Here is a 19,622-nt window from a genome sequence, read left to right as displayed (position 1 = left end):
AGCGACGGTCTACGCATTCGTCTTCGCGGCCATCGCTGTCGTCGTTGCGTGTGCGCTGACCGTCACCAGGCTGCCGCGGGAGAGTGCCCAGGCCCAGCGCACGTGAATCTGCGTGTCGTCATATTGGAAAACGAGGGGTGGTGGACGGCCGTTGACGCACACACACCCCAACAGCGCCGCGTCCCTGTTCACCGAGATCGCGATCTTCCAAGGACCAACCCCCTACACCGTCGGTGGGCAGTACGTCTCCGAGTTGGCCGCTCGACCGGAGTCGTATCCAGCAATGCTGGGGCGCCCACCCGGAGTTCGGCATCGTCCGGCTGAGCGCTTTGCCTCCGCTCGTCCGGCGGAGAACGGTATCCGCTGGTCCGGCTGAGCGCCGTGTCCGTTGCTCCGGCGCGGACCCTGCGACGCCGCGGCGAGCGCCGACACGGACGCCGGTCTCAGAGCCCCAGCGCGGACGCCAACTCCGACCGGGAGCGGACGCCGATTTTGGTGTAGGCGGCCTGCAGATGGTTGGCGACGGTGCGGGCGGACAGCGCGAGGCGTGTGGCGATCGCAGGGTTGTCCAGTCCGCGCGCGGCCAGTTCGCAGATCTCCCGCTGGCGCGGGGTGAGCGGCAGCGCGAGCGTCGTCTGCGGCGACCACGGTGGGCGGAACCCCTGGCACAGTTCCCGCTGTTGGGCCTCGCGGTACGCGTGGTGGGCCGCCTCCCGCCCCGTGGCGTGCGCCGACGCCCGGGCCGATGCCTCGGCCGCGATGCCGTGGTAGCCCAGACCGGCCAGGGCGGACGAAACCTCGCCCAGGGCGGAGGCATCGCCCTCGGCGGCGGCCCGCGCATGCCGAGCCAGCAGCGGGAAGAGAGGGCTGTCGCAGAGTGCGGCGAGCCCTTCGAGGGTCGCGGCGGTCCGTACCGACGGCCGGATCCTGCTCGCGTAGTACAGCGCCTCGACCGCGTTCGTCAGACGGCTCCGCGCCAGATACCGCCGCCCAAGCTCCTCCGCCTCGGGCGCCGCCCGTTCGATGCTGCCGGAACAGGCCAAAAGGCGGATACGGCCCAGGGCCAGGTGTTCGTGCATCGACGATCCGGCGGGGAGCCGCCTCTCGCCCTCGGACAGGACGCGGCGCCCTGACGCGGCGTCCCCGGTGGCGGCCAGCCCGGCAGCGTACTCACTGAACACATACGCCTGGACGGGGAACGGGGTGTGCTCGTCGATGAGCGCGCGCGCTTCGCGGAAGTGGGGCAGGGCGGCCGAGTGGTTCCCGGCCCACGCGTGGCACACGCCCCATTCCAGGGTGAGCAGTGCGGCGACGTCACCGATGCCCTGCTCGACGGCGGCCTGGTAGTACTCCTGCGCGGTCGCCAGGGCAGTGGTGATCCGGCCCGCCAGGACCAGCGCGTGCAGATGGCTTGCCTGAACCGCCCCGCCCATGGTCGGCCACAGCGAGGTGAGCGGCAGTTCGCCGGAGTGGGCCTGGGCGACGACTGCGGCCGGTCGGCCGCTGAAGGTGAGCAGATAGGCGCGCAGTGGCGCGGCGGCGCAGGCGACGGCCGTCTCGGGCGGCAGGTCCGGCAGGTCCGGGAGGTCGTCGGTGTTGGTGTGGCCGTGCCCGAAGGTGGCCAGGGCGAGCTCGGCGACGGCGAGTTCGGCCCGGGCGAGCCGGTCCGCGGACCGTTCGCCGTCCTCGCCGGCGGACCGTTCGCCATCCGGCCACGGGGACCCGTCACTGTCCTGGCCCGTCGGTGCCGTGCCGTGCCGGCCCGTATGTGCCGTGTCGTCCCGGCCCGTCGGTGCCGTCCCGTGCTGGCCCGTCCGCTCCGTGCGAGGCACTCGTGCCTCCTTGAGGACCTGTGTCGCTTCGGCGATGCGGCGCAGACCCCAGAACAGGTTCAGGGCGCGGAGCGCGGGCCGGTCGATCCGGGAGAGGAGTTGTTCGGCCTCATCGGCCCGCGCCTGGACGACCAGTGCCTCGGCGAGAAGGGCACGCCCGGCCGGAACCGTACGGGCGAGGCGTTCGGCCAGGCGTGGGTCGCGGCGCGCGAACGCGTCGGCGGCCGCCGCCAGGATGTCCCTGTCGGCCACCGGATCGCCCGCCAGGAGACGCCAGTTGACAAGGGCGAGGCGCTGTTCGTGCGCGAGGCCGCTGTCGGCAAGAGCGTCGGCGAACTCGCGATAGACGACCCGGCGGCGGGCCGAGGGCGTACGGGAGCGGGTGATCTCGCCGTACAGGGGGTGGCTGGTGCGCACGCGCAGACGGTCGCCTTCGCCTTCGAGAATGATCAGCGACCGGCGCTCCAACTCCTCCAGGGCGTCGGGAACGGCCAGGCGCTCCAGCACGGTCAGAGGGACGGGCTCCGTATGGGCGATCCACTCCAGGGCGCGGGCCTCGTCGGGCCCGAGGGAGCGGACGGCGCCGACGACGAGGTCGGTGAGCCGTTCGTACCCTCGGAGCGGACCGTGCCAGCGCCACACACCGGAGCTCGCGCGCAAAGCGCCCGAGCTCCGCCCGGTGGCGACCAGATGCTGCAGGAAGAGGGGGTTGCCCCCGGTCAGCCGGTGCAGCCGGTCGGTGGTCAGGCCGTCGACCGGCCCGCCGAGGGCGCCGTCGAGCAGCGCGCCGACCTGTTCGCGGGTCAGCCCGCCGACGACGATCTCGCGGACCAGGGAACGGCCGCGCAGGGCTCGTACGGTCGGCCTGTCGAGCGCGTCCGTACGGGCGGCGAGGAGGGGAGTGGCCCGTGCGGTGGCGGCGAGGTGCTGGACGAGCGCGCCGGAAACCGCGTCGAGGTGGTCGGCCTCGTCGACGCCGAGCACCACCGGCCTGCCCTCGGCGCGCTCCTGCAAGTCGCGTGCCACGCGGGCGAAGAGGTCCGCGGTGGGCTCGGGGCCGCCCTGGCGTGCGTCGCGGTGCGAACGGGCGGTGGTGTGCGGGCGCGTCCGCGGTGGGGTGAGCAGGCCCGTCATGGCGTGGAACGGCATACGGCTGCTGGCCTGGGCACCGGATGTGCGCACGACGTAGGCGCCGTCGTGCGCACACCGGTCCAGAACCTCCGCGGCGAGCCGGGACTTGCCGATGCCCGGCTCACCGGTGAGCAGTACTCCGCGGGCCTCCCTCCCGAGCAGGGCAGACACTTCGGCGATCTGTCCGGCTCGCCCCACCAGGGGCCAGGGAGTGCTGTTCATGACGGTCCTGTCAGCGTCCGGCCGCAGCTGCGCCGGCCCCGGTCTTGGCGCCGGCCCCGGTCTTGGCGCCGGCCCCGGTCTTGGCGCCGGCCCCGGTCTTGGCGCCGGACGCGTCCTTGTCGGCAGCCGCCTCGTCCGTGGACGCCTTGTCCGTTGACACCTCGCCCGTGGATTTCTTGCCCGCCGCGGGCGACGGGGTGCCGCCCGCCGGGGCGACGGCCTCGTAGCTGCCGTCCGCCCCCATGACGCGCACCTCGTCGTGGAACAGCACCCGGCGGTCGGTGTCGGACGGCTTGCCCTGGGACCACGGCCACTTGTAGATGCCGATCTTCATGTAATTGCCGCGGTCGTCGTTGTACGTGTTCTTGCCCGTGCGGTTCTCGAAGCCCGGGACCGGCTCGCCGTCCTTCCAGATCTGCAGCACGCCGTCGTCGCCCGAGGACCACTTCACATGCACGACCCAGTCGGTCCACTTATTCGTCTCGTACGCGCCCAGGTCGGTCTGCTCCTGGTGGTCCTCCCAGTTCTGGCTGATCTCCCAGTGCCCCTTGCGGGTGTTGATCGACAGGGGCGGGGAGCTGCCGACGTCCCAGTGCTGGTGCCACTGCGTGACGATGTCGGACGCCCGGTCGGGATCCCAGTCCCTGAGGTAGGTGCTGAAGCCGTACCAATGCTCCCCGGTGAGGAAGTCGCCGGACAGCTCCGAGCGGGTACCGCCGTTGATGGCCGGGTCGTCCTTGCGGAGCTCGAACCGGGCGGAGTACTCGCCCGCGCGAACCGGATCCGGGGCTTTGGCCACCCGGGCCTGCGGCTCCCCGTTGTCGTGCCGGATCGACGGGTCGTACTCCTTGGCCCAGTCCGGCGGGGGCGCGTCTGGCAGGGTCCGCTGGCCCTCGCTCTCCCAGTCCAGGACCAGCGACGGTTCCGCGGCTCCCGCGGTCGCGACGACGCCGGCCGCGAGGGTTGCGGCGGCGCCCAGGGTCAGCAGCTTCTTCATATGGCGTCTCAGTGTCATCCCAACTCTCCTGTGGGGGGAATGTGTCCGGAGGGACTTTCCGGCCCTTGCCGTCACGGTGTGCGTGGCTGCCGGTCAGGGTGGGCGCGGACAAGGCGGCCGGTCGGCCCGTGAGGGCCCATGGCCGTCCGCGTGTGGGGGTGCCGCGTGCATGCGGTGGGTCCCGGAGCGGTGTGCGCGCGTCACGAGGGAGTGCGCCCGTACGTACGGCACCCGCCTCACCTGCGTACGAGCGGGGCGCAGGGCGCGGGGTCCGCGCCCCCTCGTTCGCCCCCGTTCACCGCCCGGTTCACCGCCCCGTCGCCGGGCCCCGGGCCGGCCGGTGCCGTGTTCATTGGCAGGCGGTGGGACCGCCCTCGTCGTGGACCGTGCCGTCGACGTCGACGAACTGCCAGGCGTAGCTGCCCGGGTCGAGCGTGAGCTTCAGGGCCCCGAAGGTGTCGGCGAGCCGGAACTCGCTGTTGGGCCGGGTCTCGCCGAAAGGCCGCTGCCAGGCGCCTCCCGTACCGACCACGAACTGCCGGATCCCGTCCTCGGTGGCGTTGCCGTCCGCGTCCTGCGGCGCGAAGCGCTCGTAGTCGTGGTCATGGCCGTTGAGTACGACGTCGGCGCCGTGCTCCCGCAGGACATCCCAGAAGGGCTTCACGTTCGGGAAATCGCCGTGGCCGCTGCCCGAGCTGTACTTGGGCCGGTGCCAGTAAGCCATCACGCACTGCTTGTCCGTGGCCGCCAGGTCCTCGGCCAGCCAGCGCACCTGCTCGCCGTCGGCCCTGCGGTCCTCCTCGGAGTTGAGGGACACCACGTGCCAGCCGCCGATGTCGAAGCTGTACCAGGACTCTCCCCGGGGCCGAGCGGCTTCGCCGAAGTAGCCGAAGTAGCCGCCGGCTTCCGGGTCCCCGTCGTACTCGTGGTTGCCCGGGCTGGGCTTGATGAGCTCTTTGAAGCGCCCCCAGGTCGGGTCGAAGTGCTCCTGGAAGTCCTCCAGGCCGGCGCTGTCGTTGCGCTGGTCGCCCAGCGTCAGGACGGCGTCCGGTGACATGCCGGCGACCAGGTCCGCGGTGTCGGCGTCCGGGCAGAGCGGCTCTCCGCAGTTGACCGAGATGTCCCCGGCCGCGGCCACCACCGCCGACTCCTGGGCCACGGCCGGCCCGCTTCCCCGGCCCTGCCCGTGCCCCTCCCCCTGCCCCGGACCCTGACCTTGCCCCTGAGCCCGCGCGCCTTGCCGGTCCTCCTGCCCATGCTGCCCCGGCCCGGCCGCGGCGGGCACGGTGGACAGCGCTGCCAGCGCGCTCGTCGCCACAAGGGCGAGGACTGTTCGCATCGTGCCTCCTTTCACTGGTGTCATGCGCCCTTCTCCTGTGCGCCCCTCACCCTTGTGGTCACGGCCTGACGGGGTCATGAGTAAGCCGTGACCATTGCTTTTCCGCTGTGCGCGACACAGGCTCGTGGGCAATGAGCAGCGACTTCCCCACAGGCGCGTGGCCCTTGACCGGACGGAGCGGTCAGGTCGCGGAACTGGCAGGCCTGCTCGGCCAGTCGTCCGCTGCCGTTCTGGTCTCGGGCGAGGCGGGGGTGGGGAAAACCCGCCTCGCCGAGGCCGTACTGGAGCGGTGCGGGGAAGGCGACATGGCCGTTCTGACCGCGGGGGGCAGCGCCACCACACGGGATGTGCCGTTTTTGGCGATCGCGGACTGGTTCCCCGGAGGGGCGGGCCCCGGCGGAGCCACGATCCGGGCGCTCACGGAGGCCGTACGTGCCCGCGCCGGCGGTCGGGGTCTCGTGCTGGGCGTGGACGATGCCGACCACCTCGATACGGCCTCGTCGGCGCTGGTCGCCGCATTGGTGGAGGACGCGGGCGCCTCGGTGCTGCTGACCGCGCGGGATCCCGTCTCCGACACCGGCGCGCTGGGCGCGCTGCGGCGTGCGGTCGCGCTCAAGACCGTGCACCTGACCGCACTTCCCGAACCGGACTTCGTCATGCTCCTGCGGCATGTGCTGGACGGTCCGGTCGACGGCCTCAGTGCCGCCGCACTGTGGCGCATGACCGGGGGCAACCCGCTCTTCCTGCGACATCTGCTCGGCGCGGGCGCGGAGACCGGCGCGCTGCACCGTGTCCGCGGCGTGTGGGGGTGGCGGGGGCCGGTGGGGGCGCACGCACAGCTCAGGGATCTGGTGGCCCGGGCCGTCGGCGACCTGGCGGCGGGCCAGGTGCGGGCGCTGGAGTACCTGGCGCACGCCGGCCCGGTCGAACGGCGGGTGCTGGAGGCCCTGGTCGCCCCATCGGTCCTGAACGCCCTCTCCGACCGCGGCCTGATCACCTGCATACCGGAGATGGCGAGCCCGGCCGCCCCCGTACGAGGGCAGACCCGGGATCCGGTCGGCAGACGGACACCCGGTGTGCAGGCACCCTGTGCGCAGACGCCGGATGCGCGGACACCGGGTCCCACGCCCGCCCCCGCCCCTTCGCCGGTATCGGCGTCGGCACTGGTACGGCTGAAGCATCCCCTCTACGGCGAGGTGGTGCGGGCGGGCACCGGCCCCTTGCGCGCGCGGCGGGTGCACCGGGATCTGGCCGAGGCGCACGAGCGGCACGGGGACAGGGCCGACCCGATCCGCACCGTGCTGTGGCGGCAACACGCCGGCGCCCACGTACCCTCCGCGGCTCTGCTGGAGGCGGCCGGGGCGGCGCTGGACAGCGGTGACGCGCCGCTGGCCGAACGCCTGGCCTCCACCGCCGAGGGGCCCGAAGCGGTCCGCGTCCACGGGCAGGCGCTGGTCGCCCAGGGGCTGTCCGCCCGTGCCGAGGAATTGCTCGCCGCCCACGACGGGCCGCCCGCGCTGCGTGCGTTGAACCTCTTCTGGGGACTGCGTCAGCCCGGCAGGGCGCGTGCCGTGCTGGCCGCGGCATCGGACGGCGGGCCCGAGTACGACGTCGCCACGACCGCGCTGGAGCTGTTCACTCACGGGGCCAGCCCGGCGCACCGTATCGTCCCGTCCGCCCTGCGCACCGGGACGGGCGGGGGGTGGCTGGTCGACAACGCCTCCGCGCCCCTGCGCGCGTACACCCTCACGTTCCGCGGAAGACCCGCCCAGGTGGTCTCCGAGTTCGACCGCGGTGTGATCCGGTTGCCGGGCGCCTGGGGTTCGATGCGGGGCGCCACGATCGCCTGTCAGGTCTACGCCTTGGTGATGGCCGGCCGGCTCGAACAAGCGCTGGCCCTCGCAGAACGCCTCTACCGGCAGGCGGTCGAACGCGGTGACCGCGCAGAAGTGACCCTCGTGGCGTTCATCCACGGCGTCGCCTTCTGCTGGGCGGGCCGCCCGGCGCAGGGCCTTCCGCTGCTGCGCGAGGCGTACGCGATGGTCAACGAGCAGACCATTTTCCCCGTCGTGGCCTACATCGTCACCGAATACGCCTCCTGCGCGGCGGCGTTGGGCCGCACCGACTACGCCGCCGAGGTCCTCGCCCGGGCCGTGCGCAACCTTCCGCCCGACTCCAGTCTGCGCGAACACCTGATGAAGGGCGAGGCGCGGGTGGAGGCCGCCGCGGGTCGCTTCGGCCTGGCGGCGGATCTGGAGGACCGGCTGGCGGACCGCTATCTGGCGGGGGGCCGGCTGACCACGGCGGCGGAGAGTTCGTATCTGTGCTGCCGTCTGCGGCCCACCCATGCGGCCGCCCGCCGGCTGACCGGTGCGGCGGCCTCCTGCGACAGCCCGCTGTTCACCCTCTTCGCCCGCCACGGCAAGGCTCTCGCCGCCCACGATGTCGGTGAACTGGTCGCGGTGGGAGAGGAGTTGGGGCGGCTGGGTTACGCGGGGCTGGCCCTCGAGGCGGTCCTGGCGGCCTCCGCTCTGGCGAAGGGCCGTGAGCGCCGCGCCGAACTGGTCCGGATCGCTGAGGAGTTGCGCTCCCGCTGCACCGGCCGCACGCCCCCCTGGCTCCCGGGTGCCGCGCGGGGCGGGACGCTGACCGGCCGGGAACGGGAGGTGTGCGAGCTGGCGGCTTCCGGACTGAGCAACCAGGCCGTCGCCGAGCGCCTGCACATCTCGGTCCGCACGGTGGCCAACCTCCTCCAGCGCTCGTACGAGAAGCTGGACATCAGCCGCCGAACCGACCTCCCCTCCGCCCTCGCGCTCCCGCCCCTGTAAGGGACCTCGGTTCCCACACGGCGATCTTGGTGCCCCACGCGCGCTGTCCCTCCCCGTGGTTGAAGGTGCCGGCAGGCCGCGAGGGCTTCGATCACAGGAACCGGCGCCCTCGTGCGGAGCCCTGGGCGCGGCCGGCCCGCACCTTGGTGCCGCCGCGGAGGGGCCGGGCGTGCCCGAAGCGGCATACAGTGCTTCCCTGCCGGGTCTCCGGGCCCGGCAGGGAACACGTCTCGCGGCCGGATCCGGGGGGCGTTTCCTCTCACATGGCGGGTACGCGGGACATGTCTCGTATCACCGGAACGGAGGGCCCGGGGAAGTGCACGCACATGCGCAAGTTTTCGCCGCGGGGGTGCGGTGGCCGGTCCGTTCCGCCTCCTTCCGCCGGCGTGGCGTGCCGCCAGTGACCCCGTGGCGACGGGCCGGGCGGGTGGCGGCGTGACGGACAACCGGCGCAGAAACGACTCTTCAGGCACCACGGAACTCCGGGTACGCCCACCGGCCTCCGGGTGCGCGCGAACGGGCGGCGGCGCGGAACGGAGCGGACCCGGACAGGCCCCCGAACGGCAGACCAAGCAGCGCGACCCCTACTTCGACAACGTCAAATACTTGGCGATCGTCCTCGTGGCGTGCGGACACGCCTGGGAACCGCTCCGGGGGGACAGCCGGGCGGCGGCTGGGCTCTACATCTTCCTCTACACCTTCCACATGCCGGCGTTCGTCTTCGTCTCCGGCTATTTCTCGCGCAGTTTCACCATGACGACCGCCCAAATGAAGCGGCTGGTCACCGGCGTCGCCGTGCCTTACGTGATCTTCGAAGTGGCGTACTCGCTCTTCAAGCGCTGGGCCGACGAGGACCCCGGCCATCCGGTCAGCCTGCTCGACCCGTGGTATCTGACCTGGTTCCTGGCCGCGCTGTTCGTCTGGCGCCTGACCACGCCGGTGTGGAAGATGCTGCGCCGGCCGGTGTCCATCGCCCTGGCCATCGCCGTACTCGCGAGCGTCTCTCCCGACATCGGGGACGACCTCGCCCTGCAGCGCATCCTGCAGTATCTGCCGTTCTTCGTCGTCGGTCTGTTCGTGCGAGCCGAGCATCTGCAGGTCCTGCGCCGTCGGGAGGTCAGGATCCTGTCCCTGCCGGTCTTCGCCACGGCCCTGGCCGTCGCCTACTGGGCGGCCCCGAGGATGAACGCCGCCTGGTTCTACCGGCGTGACAGCGCGCAGGAACTGGGTGCCCCGGCGTGGAGCGGCGCGATCATGACCGTGGCCCTCTTCGGCTGCTCGATGGTGCTGGTCGCCTGCTTCCTCACCTGGGTTCCGAGGCGGCGCATGTGGTTCACCGCCCTGGGGGGCGGGCACGCTGTACGGCTTCCTGCTGCACGGCTTCCTGGCCAAGGGCTCGCGCTTCTGGAACTGGTACGAACTCCCGTGGCTGCACACCCCCGAGGGCGAGATCACCGTCACCCTGATCGCCACCGCCGTCATCACGGCGCTCTGCACCCCACCCGTCCGGCGCCTCTTCCGCTTCACGATGGAGCCGCGGATGGAGTGGGCCTTCAAACGGGACACGGGCGAACTCGCCCTGCGCCGCTAGGACCCGGTCTCCCCGTCCCGCTCCCGCCGGCCGCGCGGCGGGCGGGGTACGAAGCCGCTGGTCCTGGCCCGGTAGGCGGCGTACCCGGGCCGGTCCGCCATGTGCCGCTCCAGCAGCGCCTTGCCACTGCCACCGATCAGCAGGAACGACATGGCCAATGGGCCGACGACGGTCGCCGCCGCTCCCGCCGGCGCGTCGCAGGCGACGAGAAAGATGCCCCACCACACACAGAAGTCGCCGAAGTAGTTGGGGTGGCGGGTCCAGGACCACAGCCCGCGGTCCATGAGCGTGCCGCGGTTCGCCGGGTCGGCCCTGAACCGGGCCAGTTGGTGGTCGCCGACGGTCTCGAAGGTGAGACCGAGCAGCCAGAGCGCGGTGCCCAGCCATGCGAGGAAGCTCACGGGACCGGTCTCGTACGCCGCTGCCTGGACCGGCAACGACACCAGCCAGACCAGGGCGCCCTGCACGAGGTACACGACACGGAACGCGTACCAGGTGCGGTTCCCCGATGCCCTGCCCAGCAGTCTCTCGTAGCGCGGGTCCTCTCCCTGCCCGCGCCCGCGCCATGCGAGGTACCCGGCCAGGCGCAGCCCCCACACCACGGTGAGGAGGGTGACGAGCAGCCGCCGGGCGCCGTCGCCGTACCCGGCCGACATGCCGTACGAGCTCACGGCGACAGCGGCGAAGGCCAGGCCCCAGGCGACGTCGACGATTCGGTGGACCCCGGCGCGGAGCGCCACCGCGAAGGTGACGAGGAGGACGGCGAACGCCACGCCCGCCGACACCGCCAGATTGAGCGCGAAGCCTCCCCAGGCGAACCCCGAGGCGAGGGCGTTCACCGGGCGCCGCCCTCTCCGTCCGCCGGTGCGGCGGTGTCAGTGGCGGCCCGCCGCTTCGCGTCCCGCGGGCCGTAGGCGCCGTGGCGGGCGATGCGCAGGGTGTGGCGGCGGGTGATCTCGTCCATGGCAGGCACGGAAGAAATCATCCGGCCGGGGAAGGCGTGGTTATGCCTCCCTGTGCGCGTGTCGGTCGTGGCGGGCATCCGGTCGTGCGGCACCGTGACGGCCCGATCGCGCCCCTGCCCACGGGAGCGCTTTCCGCACGCGGCCGGTCGTGCGAGACCCACTGGGTCTCGGTTCATAGAAGCACCTGACCGGCGCGTCGGTCCTCTCATGTCACGGCGCGACAGGCACGACAGGCCCGTAACCAGTGCTGCGGCCTGCTCGCGCACCGCCGGGATGTGCCCTGCGGAGCGCTGCGCCCCGGAGTTGGCGCGAGCGAGAGCTGCCGGGCCGTTCGGCCACGGCCGGTCCCGACCTCACCTGCGGGGTTACCGGGCGTACGACCGGAATCTGAGTAACCGGTCCCCACGAACTGCGGGAGCCGGGGGGCCTACGGTTCCGGTGAAGAACCCCTCGAGGAGGGACGGAAACCATGGCCCGAACTGTCCTGTTGGCGCGGACCGTCCAGATGAAGGCGTCGCAGACACAGCGGCGCAAGGTGAACGGGTGGCAGTGATCCACCGAGGGCGGCCGGCAGGAGGCCGGGGCTTTCGAGCCCCGGCCTCCACGGTTTCTCCGCCCCGGCCCCTACTGTCGCGGATCGCGCCCCGTGGAAAAGATCCTGCAGTTCTTCGGCGGGGGGTTCCTGCACGCCAGCCGCAAGGGCGTCAGTACTGGAAGCGGCGTCGCCCCTACGACGCGGAGAAGGTGCCCCACCCAGAAGGTGCCCCACCCCGGGCTGGAGCCGTGGCAGCCACCGCGGCCGAACTCCGCGTGGCCGAGCATGCGCTGGCCGCCGTGCCGGACCCCGCCGGGCTGCTGTACGGACGGGTCGACCTGGTGACCGGCGATGACGGCGAACCGCGGCTGATGGAGCTGGAGTTGGTGGAGCCGAGCCTCTTCCTGGACCACCACCCGCGTTCGGTGCCCGCGGTCGTCGACGCCGTCCTGGCCGCGGCCGCACCCGGGACACACCCGCGGGTGTAGGGGTAGGCGGCCCCGCGCGCTCACACAGTGCCCGCGGTACCGGCCGAGGAGGTGTCAGACCCGTCGCCAGCGGGCCAGGGCGAACGAGAACAGCCCGAACAGCGCCAACCCCGCCGCGATGGCCGCGAGCAGCCAGGGGCCGGCGGGGGCATCGGCGAACGCGCGCAGGGTGTCGTCGAAGCCCTTGGCCTCATCGGGGTCGTACTCCACCGCCGCCTGCATCACGAAGCCTCCCGCCAGCGCGAAGACCGCTCCGCGGGCGACGCCGCCGGAGACGCCGAGTACGTCGATGGCCTTCCGGGTGCGCCGTGACATCGAGGAACGCTTGAGATGCTTGTGGTACTTCCGCAGCGCCGCGCGGCCCCCGATCCAGACTCCGGCCCCGGCGACGGCCAGTCCGCCGAGGCCCACCAGCCACTGTCCTGCGGGGAGTTCAAGAGCCCGGGAGGTCACGTCCCGCGACTGCTGGTCGCTCGATCCGCTGGCCTTGACGCCTGCCGCGAAGGAGAGCACCGAGAAGGCGACGAAGGTGTAGAAGGCGGCGCGCGCCGTGGACAGCAGGCGCTTGCGGGCCTTGCGGCCGTCCGGACCGGATGCGCCCACGAGCGCTTCCGAGAGCCGCCACACCGCCATTCCGGCGAGACCGATACCCAAGGCCCACACCAGAGGTGCTCCCATGGGGCGGGCGGACAACTCCTCCAGCGCGCCGCCGCGGTCGGCCTGTTCACCGCGATCGCCGAAGGCGATGCGCAGGGCGAGCGCACCGACCATGAAGTAGAGCGACCCTCGGGCTGCCAGGCCCCATCGGGCCGCAGCTTCCATCACCGGACTGCCGGCCGCCTGCCGGGCCCTACGACGCCCCCATGCCGGTACCCACGCGTTCATACCGTCGCCTCCCGTGACCGGGTCCGGGCCGGGCCCCTCGGACCTGCCCGGCTGCGCGTAGTGAGCGCCTGCCCCGGCGGGGGTGGCGGAAACGGCAGGCCAAAACGAGGTCGGGGCCGGGGGCGTTGGCGGGCTGACGCTCGTCGGAGGGTTTCGGCTCCGCCCGGTCGCACGCAGCGTGCTGCGCGGGCAGGAAGGCTGCCCGCGCAGCACGCAATGGCCTCACAACCGGCGGGGAAGGTGTCCCAGCGCGGCGATCAGAGGAACGGGCATGAAGGCCGGCCAGTAGGGGCGCCCCACCAGATACGAGACAAAGCCCAGCGAACTGCTCGCTCTGATCTCGTCGTTCGTCTCGGCCTGGTAGACCAGCCGGCACCCGCGGGAGGTGTCCCGGGCGCGCTCCCAGAGCGCGGCGGCGGGCTTGCGCTCGGCCTCGGTGCGTGGGGTGAGGATACGGTCGCCGAAGTCGCTCCAGGCGAAGGGGCGGGAGTCCTTCCAGTCCTTGTCGACCACCTTCTTCAGCTCCGCGGCGCGCTCGGCGTCCGTGTTGCCCCAGGAGGAGGGGACGTTGGTGATCAGGCCGACGGGTATGTGCCGGGCACGGAGGGCCCGCAGGTGTGTGGCGGCTCCCGGCATGTACCGGATGCTCCCGTCCTCGGCCGTGTGCACCAGGGTTTCGCCCAGGTCGAACCACACCACCACGCAGCCGCGACCGAGGCCCTTCCCTGTGTCGTGCGGTAAGCGCTCGGCGCCCTGGGCCGTGGCGGCCGGCAGCGCCGCCGCTGTCAGACAGCCGAGGGCCAGCAGCGTTCCGGCGGTGATTCTGCGGGCAGGGGGTCTCGTCATGGGGCCATGCCTCTTCTGTGTGGGGGGTTGCCGGGTGCATCCGGCGCGACCGGGTCGCCGCGCCGTACGCATGCCTACGGGTCATACCCAACAGAAGCGCCCTGCACCGACATTACGCGCCATGAATGTGGCGGCCGGGTGTCCGGCCGCCGTCACGGCCGCCGGACCTCCCGCACGGCCCGCGTTGCACCCGGGCTCGTCACCTCTGGGCGTACTGCGTCTCGATGATGCCGAGCCAGTCGTTCCACTGCCGCACCGAGACCCGGAGCATGGGGCCTCCGTCGCCGGTGCGTCCGCTGTAGAGGCCGTCCGCACGCTTGCTCAGCCCGCAGTCGCGCAGGGTTCTGTCGATGTCGCGCAAGGCGGTGCCGACGTCGTCGCGCTCGCTGAAGTGGACGACGCGATAGCGCGCTCGGGCGCCGTCCTTCCCCTTGTAGAGCCCGGTGCCCATGGAGTAGTGGAGGGAGTCCTCGTCCCCGCGCCAGGACGGGCAGACGTTGCCCAGACCCATCCGCGGGAGCTGGTTCGACGACGAACTCTTCTCATCGACCGTCCAGTGCAGGGACCCGTTCATCGGCAGGCTCGACGGGTCCGGGGCCTGCATCACTCCGCGCGAGTCGGTGAAGGGGTTGGGGCCTTGCGCCGCCACACGCGAGCCGTCCTGGTCGCCGGAGAGCTGCGTCCATACGCCGAGGCCGACAGCCGTCGCGGCACTCACGGCGACCACCGCGACGCCCGTGCGCCGCCGTGCGCGACGCCGCTCGCCCCGTGCCCGTACGACCCGCGCGGACTCCAGCCGCACCGGGACACCGTCCAGCAGTTCCTCCACGTCAGCCATGAGTGATGATCCCCTCGTCCTGCCTGTCCAACATTGCGAACCTTGCACCGAGTTGTTTGCGGGCCCTGCTGAGGCGGGTCCTGACCGCCCCGTTCGACACGCCCGTTTCGCGCGCGACCTGCTCCACCGGCAGATCGAGCAGGTGGTGCAGCACCACCGCCCGGCGCTGATCCGGGCCGAGTTCCCGGAGGGCGTTCACCAGCGCGACCCGGTCCTCGGACAGCTCGGGCACATGCGGGGCGGGCCCGTGGCGGAGCTGCGCGCGAAGACGGTTACGGGTCCGGCGCCAGGTGCTGATGGCGAGTCGGGACGCCACGGTGCGCACCCACGGCAGCGGATCGCCCTCGCGTGTCAGACGGTCCCACCGCTGCCACGCCCGTACGTACGCCTCCTGCACTGCATCCTCGGCCTCGGCCAGGTCCCCGGTCATCGCATAAACCGAAGCCACCAGCCGCTTGGCCGTGGCGGCGTAGAAGGCGTCGAACGTCGCTTCGTTCGACATACCAGACATTCCCCGATTCCTTCTGTGGTCGTTGTGCGTGTCTCGCTCTCAACACGCGCACGCCGACCGCGATGTTACGACTGCCTTCTGTGGCCTGCATCACATAGGACAGAAGTGGATGTGCGGCTGCGGCGGGGCCGGGAATGGGCGGGTCCACGGGCGGGCGGATGACCGGCCGAAGGCGTTGCGAAGCAGTTCGCCGAACGCCCCTGGAATGTCGAACGGGAATCGCGCGTCAGGCACCAGGGCACATCTCCGGCCCGGCCGGAGGACCGACGCGGGAGCCGGTGGAGGTGGCGGCGCAGGGGTCGGATCAGGCGTCGCCGGCCTCCCGTGCCGCAGTCTCCAGTCGGCGCCGGTGGGCCTCCCACGCTGTCTCGTCGCCCGGTGGCATGTTGTCGTTGCCCTTCAACATCCCGACCGCGCCGTCGATGAGCTCTCGCACGATGTCGGCATGGCCGGCATGCCGGTGCGTATCGGCGATCACGCGCACCAGGACGTGGTGCAGTGTCGTCTCGCGTCGCTCTTCCGGCCACCACGGCACATGACCGATCGCGTCCAGTGCCAGCGTCGTGATGGTGCTGTCCGAGTGCTCCCAGGCCCGGCGATACAGTCCCACGATCTCTTCGCGCGACTCCTCCGCTGTGGCCCACATGTCAGCGTTGGGTTCGGCATCATCGGCGTACCACAGGGGCGGGGCATCCTTGCCGAAGAAGGGCCGGCCGAAGGTGTCGCCGAAGTACCCCAGCTCCACGCCGGCCGTGTGCTTGACCAGTCCAAGGAGGTTGGTACCGGTCGGCGTCAGCGGGCGGCGGATGTCGTATTCCGAGAGTCCGTCGAGCTTCCACAGCAGGGCGTCACGCCCGTCTTGCAGATAGCGGAGCAGGTCCGCCTTCGCATGTGATTCGATCATGCCGGGCAGTCTTCCACCCGGCACTGACGGCCGGCCCTGAACGGGGGACGGCGGTGCGATGGCGCGCAGGCGTCCGTGCCGGAGGCGGGGCGCTCGGCTGGGGAAACGTATCTCGACGCAGCGTTCACAACAGCCGCAGTGCGGGCCGATCGCCCGGCACGCTCATTCCCCGCTGCGGATCTTGTCGAGGTCCTTCGCGAGGGCCTTCGTCTCCGCGATCAGATGGTCGCGTGCGTCGTCCTGCGCCTTGTCGCCCTCGTCCTTGAAGCCCTTGCTGAAATGCGGCTGGAGTTGGGTCCACCAGCCGTAGTCCAGCATCGCCCATGCCTGCGGGCAGAACGGGGCGCGGGTTTCCGGCAGGTAGCCCGAATCGACCAGGGGTCCGCGGTACTTCTCCGGGTCGCTCCCGTCGAGGTAGCAAAGGAAGTTGAAGACCCGTTGCTGGGTCACGGGGTGATCGCTCGAGAACCCCTCCAACGTCAGCTTCCCCTCCTTGCGGGCGAGAGCGTCGAAGAGGAGTGCGGCAGCCAACGATGGATTCGGCCCGACCTCGTTGATGGTGTAGAACGACCCGAACCCGTCGGCTGCGACCTCCTCGAGGCCGAGGTTCGCAAGCAGAAGCTGACGCTGCAGTGCATGGCCCATCTCATGGCCGAAGACGAACTGGAACGACTGCGACGTCAGGTCATCGGCGTTGTACTCGGCCTCGGGGAACAGGGCGGGACGCTTGACGGTCTTGACCACGTCACCGAGGACCCCTTCGATCTGGGTCAGGAACGCCGGTGGCACGAAGATCGTCCTGCCGTCGGGCTGGGTGACCGCATCCGTGACCCCCGGTGGCACCTTGCGGGTGACCTTCACGACCAGGTCGTGCGGGAGGGCGACCGACTCGTTCACCCAGTCGGCGACCTGTTCGAGCACGCGGGACTTCCGGATCACCTCTACGGCGTGCCGGTCCTCCGGCGCGATCGCGTCGTCCTCGTAGACGACCGAGACTTTGCCGTTCGGGTCACCCTTGTTGTCGTCGTCGCCGCACGAGGTGACTGCGCATCCGGCGACGAGCAGAGCCCCCGCCATGGCAGTCCTCAACATGGCCGGACGCCCACCACGGTTCGACACCTGGTCAGCTCCTTTCCTTGGTCAAGGCGTTGGGGACGGACGGTTGCACTTGAGTGGTCCCGGGGCCGCGTCCCGATGCCGGAGGGCGACTCGAATGGCCTGAGCCGGACGGCGAGCCGTATCGCAGGTCCGATCGCGCCGACGGCCGGATGCCGGAAGCGGGATTCGAACCTGACACGCGGATTATGATCGACAGACCCTTTGTCCGCAATGATCTGTTTGCTGAGGTTTCATGCCCTTTGCTTCGGGTCAGCTGTGCTCGTGCGTCAAGGGGAGCGCCACCGGACTCCCGGGGACGCCGTCTCGTCTGCCCGAGCAGCGATGCCCGGGGTTGCCCGGATCGAAGGCGGGACCCAGGAGGATTCACCTTGAAGGCGCAGCGCGAGGGCGTGAGGAGTCGCTTCCGCCGAACGAGGAGTCTCTTCCGCGGAACCACGGCAGGGCGCACTCGCGTACCCGCCGGTTCCGAACTCATTCATTCGGCATGGCAATGTCAATTCGATGCTCAAGGAAAGTTCTCCGGTGTGGGCGAGCAACCCGATCAGGTGTTCTTTCATGCTTCTGGTTGAGGGCTGTCTTCAACTCCGGGAGGGGAATTCGATGAACAAGGCATTCCGTAGGACGACCGTGGCGGCGGCGGTCGTTCTGTCGGCGTCGCTCGTGCTCGGGACGGCGGCCGGAGCCTACGCGGCGACCAGTGCGCAGCCAGGGGAGGCCGTCGCCGCGAAAACCGGGATCGTATCGGCCCTTGCCGAGCCCGCGCTGACCGCTGCCTCGAACGCGAGCAGCGTCAAGGCGTGGCAGGAGTTCCGGGTCTCCGGAAAGGCGGAGTCCATTGCGGCCGGTACGAAGCTGACGCTGCAGCAGAAGCAGCGCTCGAAGTGGGTGTCCCTTCCGGCGGTCGCAGTGGTCAACAAGAGCGGTTCGTATTCGCTGCGCGTCAAGCTGGGTCTCAAGGGGAAGAACCAATTGCGCATCGTCGGCGGCCGAGCCGTTTCTCCGGTGGTCAACGTGACCGTTCGCTGACACCGTCCCCTGAGGCCGTGGCGTTCGTGAGAACGCCGCCCCCTCATCGGATGAATCGCGTCGGGCCCCCGTCCACGTATGACGTATGAGGACGGGGGCTTACGCATACGCGATCGCAGGCGACCGGCGGTCCGAGCGCCCCCGGCCGATCCGCCCGGCACCGGACGTGGTCTCCGCGCGTCGCCCGAACCCCCTTCCCACCCCCGGGTGTTGCCGACTGCTCATTTCGCCGGAGAGGCACGTTTTCGTCACGGCGACGCCCGGATGCGCTACATCGACATATCGACCTTCGATGTAGAGGGCGCCTTCACCCCGGACGGCGAACCGCACTCCACCTGCAAGGCCGCGGTCGGCGAGCCCGTACTGGCGGGCAGCAGCGAGGACCGGCCCAGGGATTCCCGTGCCCGAAGGCACGAAGAATCCTTTGATCGACGCCCTGGGCGGGCTCGATACGCCGATCCCCAAGGACCTCGCCGACGCCCAGGCCCCGAAGCTGGTGGTGCTGCCGGTCGGGGCGATGAAGCGTGGACCCCCGACGTCCTGCCCTGCAGATCGGCCGCATTGGTCAGCTCCACCTGGTCGCAGGTCCTGCCGAGTTCACCATCGTCGCCGGCCTGCGCCTGCGCCGCACCGTCGCCGAGGAACTGGGCGTGCCCCTGGAGAACGTCTTCGTGCAGGGGTACGCCAACGCCCACAGCCAGTACGTCACCACCCCCGAGGAGTACGACAGTCAGCAGTACGAGGGCGGCTCCACCCTCTGCGGCCGCTACACCCTGCACGCCTACCAGCAGGAGTTCGGCAAGCTCGCCGCCGCCCTCCGTACGGGCAAGGACATCCACCACGGGCCCACGCCCCGGGACCTGTCCGGTCACCAGCTCAACTTCCAGACCGGCGTCGTGTTCGACAGCCCGCCCCTGATGACGGAGTTCGGCGACGTCCTGGAGGAGCCGGAGGAGCGCTACGCGCGCGGGGAGCGGGTCACGGTGGTGTTCGTCACCGGCCACCCCAGGAACAACCTCCGCCGTGGCGGCACCTTCCTTGAAGTGCAACGCCGGGTGGGGGACCGGTGGGTCCGCCACGCCGACGACGGCGACTGGGCCACGCGGTACCGCTGGGCCCGTACGTGCGGCGCCACGTCCAAGGCGACCGTGACGTGGGACGTCCCGCAGAACACCCCGGCAGGCTCGTACCGCGTGGTGCACTTCGGCGACTGGAAGCACGGCTGGAACGGGCGGATCACCGCGTTCAGCGGTACCTCGCGCGCCTTCATCGTCTCCTGACGCATCGGGTGGCGGACCGGAGCGGGAGCAGCAGGGAGCCCCTGGGCCTGCCGGACGTTCCCGGCCGGAGGGCCCGAGGGGCTCAGCGGCAAGCCTGTGCCAGGCGTCGCGCGGGGGTGCCGGCGCTCCTGGCAGCGGGCCTCGCACGGGTGCCGGTGCTCCTTCCACCGGCACTTTTCTCACCGCGCTCCTAGGGGGCGTATCCAGTTGTGATCAATCTGCGGGATCCGCTCCCGCAGCGGGGCGGGTTCCTGTAGATCGTCATGCATGACGCAGGTGCAACTT

At 71.1% G+C, this 19,622-nt stretch carries 14 protein-coding genes and 2 pseudogenes; 5 read left to right on the top strand and 11 right to left on the bottom strand.

Annotated features, from left to right (window positions below; translation table 11 throughout):
- Window positions 1-443 precede the first annotated feature (443 nt).
- The 3 genes from AB0M26_RS29650 to AB0M26_RS29640 form a co-directional block, all read right to left on the bottom strand.
- Window positions 444-3,185 (bottom strand): AAA family ATPase, encoded by a 2,742-nt coding sequence (locus AB0M26_RS29650; RefSeq protein WP_365265786.1) that lies wholly within the window; start codon window positions 3,183-3,185, stop codon window positions 444-446.
- 10 nt (window positions 3,186-3,195) lie between these two features.
- Window positions 3,196-4,200 (bottom strand): polysaccharide lyase, encoded by a 1,005-nt coding sequence (locus AB0M26_RS29645; RefSeq protein ID WP_365265784.1) that lies wholly within the window; start codon window positions 4,198-4,200, stop codon window positions 3,196-3,198.
- 331 nt (window positions 4,201-4,531) lie between these two features.
- Window positions 4,532-5,521: a metallophosphoesterase gene (locus tag AB0M26_RS29640; RefSeq protein ID WP_365265782.1), complete on the bottom strand. Its 990-nt coding sequence runs from the start codon at window positions 5,519-5,521 to the stop codon at window positions 4,532-4,534.
- Between the two features lie 131 nt (window positions 5,522-5,652).
- Between AB0M26_RS29640 and AB0M26_RS29635 the strand changes: the two genes are divergently transcribed.
- Both AB0M26_RS29635 and AB0M26_RS29630 read left to right on the top strand, forming a co-directional pair.
- Window positions 5,653-8,349 (top strand): AAA family ATPase, encoded by a 2,697-nt coding sequence (locus AB0M26_RS29635; protein ID WP_365265780.1) that lies wholly within the window; start codon window positions 5,653-5,655, stop codon window positions 8,347-8,349.
- 435 nt (window positions 8,350-8,784) lie between these two features.
- A pseudogene (locus AB0M26_RS29630) lies at window positions 8,785-9,940 on the top strand (acyltransferase family protein).
- Here the strand turns inward: AB0M26_RS29630 and AB0M26_RS29625 are convergent.
- On the bottom strand, window positions 9,937-10,779 hold the full coding sequence (locus tag AB0M26_RS29625) for a DUF1295 domain-containing protein (protein WP_365265778.1): 843 nt from the start codon (window positions 10,777-10,779) through the stop codon (window positions 9,937-9,939). The pseudogene AB0M26_RS29630 and the gene AB0M26_RS29625 sit on opposite strands and share 4 nt — an antisense overlap.
- A complete protein-coding gene (locus AB0M26_RS29620; protein ID WP_365265776.1) occupies window positions 10,776-10,904 on the bottom strand; it encodes a hypothetical protein in 129 nt (42 codons plus the stop codon). Before AB0M26_RS29620 ends, AB0M26_RS29625 begins: the two co-directional genes overlap by 4 nt.
- Window positions 10,905-11,554: 650 nt before the next feature.
- Between AB0M26_RS29620 and AB0M26_RS29615 the strand changes: the two are divergent.
- A pseudogene (locus tag AB0M26_RS29615) lies at window positions 11,555-11,928 on the top strand (hypothetical protein); the annotation flags it as partial.
- A 54-nt stretch (window positions 11,929-11,982) separates the two neighbouring features.
- Here AB0M26_RS29615 and AB0M26_RS29610 read toward each other — a convergent pair.
- The 6 genes from AB0M26_RS29610 to AB0M26_RS29585 all read right to left on the bottom strand — a co-directional run bounded on the left by AB0M26_RS29610 (window position 11,983) and on the right by AB0M26_RS29585 (window position 17,004).
- On the bottom strand, window positions 11,983-12,813 hold the full coding sequence (locus AB0M26_RS29610; protein WP_365265774.1) for a DUF1206 domain-containing protein: 831 nt from the start codon (window positions 12,811-12,813) through the stop codon (window positions 11,983-11,985).
- A 222-nt stretch (window positions 12,814-13,035) separates the two neighbouring features.
- Window positions 13,036-13,659: a hypothetical protein gene (locus AB0M26_RS29605; protein WP_365265772.1), complete on the bottom strand. Its 624-nt coding sequence runs from the start codon at window positions 13,657-13,659 to the stop codon at window positions 13,036-13,038.
- Window positions 13,660-13,858: 199 nt separating this feature from the next.
- On the bottom strand, window positions 13,859-14,497 hold the full coding sequence (locus tag AB0M26_RS29600; protein WP_365265770.1) for a hypothetical protein: 639 nt from the start codon (window positions 14,495-14,497) through the stop codon (window positions 13,859-13,861).
- Window positions 14,490-15,008 (bottom strand): SigE family RNA polymerase sigma factor, encoded by a 519-nt coding sequence (locus AB0M26_RS29595; protein ID WP_365265768.1) that lies wholly within the window; start codon window positions 15,006-15,008, stop codon window positions 14,490-14,492. Before AB0M26_RS29595 ends, AB0M26_RS29600 begins: the two co-directional genes overlap by 8 nt.
- Window positions 15,009-15,312: 304 nt before the next feature.
- Window positions 15,313-15,912 carry a DinB family protein gene (locus AB0M26_RS29590; protein WP_365265766.1) on the bottom strand — a complete coding sequence of 200 codons (600 nt, stop codon included), beginning with the start codon at window positions 15,910-15,912 and terminating at the stop codon, window positions 15,313-15,315.
- Window positions 15,913-16,074: 162 nt separating this feature from the next.
- Window positions 16,075-17,004 carry a DUF4344 domain-containing metallopeptidase gene (locus tag AB0M26_RS29585; RefSeq protein WP_365265764.1) on the bottom strand — a complete coding sequence of 310 codons (930 nt, stop codon included), beginning with the start codon at window positions 17,002-17,004 and terminating at the stop codon, window positions 16,075-16,077.
- 582 nt (window positions 17,005-17,586) lie between these two features.
- On the opposite strand from AB0M26_RS29585, the gene AB0M26_RS29580 reads away from it, so the two are divergent.
- Both AB0M26_RS29580 and AB0M26_RS29575 read left to right on the top strand, forming a co-directional pair.
- Window positions 17,587-18,057 carry a hypothetical protein gene (locus AB0M26_RS29580; RefSeq protein WP_365265762.1) on the top strand — a complete coding sequence of 157 codons (471 nt, stop codon included), beginning with the start codon at window positions 17,587-17,589 and terminating at the stop codon, window positions 18,055-18,057.
- A gap of 524 nt (window positions 18,058-18,581) precedes the next feature.
- Entirely contained in the window at window positions 18,582-19,337 is a 756-nt protein-coding gene (locus AB0M26_RS29575) for a neutral/alkaline non-lysosomal ceramidase C-terminal domain-containing protein (protein WP_365265760.1), read from the top strand.
- Window positions 19,338-19,622: the final 285 nt, after the last annotated feature.

This window comes from Streptomyces sp. NPDC051776 (assembly GCF_040681345.1).
Classification (GTDB): domain Bacteria; phylum Actinomycetota; class Actinomycetes; order Streptomycetales; family Streptomycetaceae; genus Streptomyces.
Note: the sequence above shows the minus strand (reverse complement) of the source record. Positions and strands in the feature narration are given on the sequence as shown.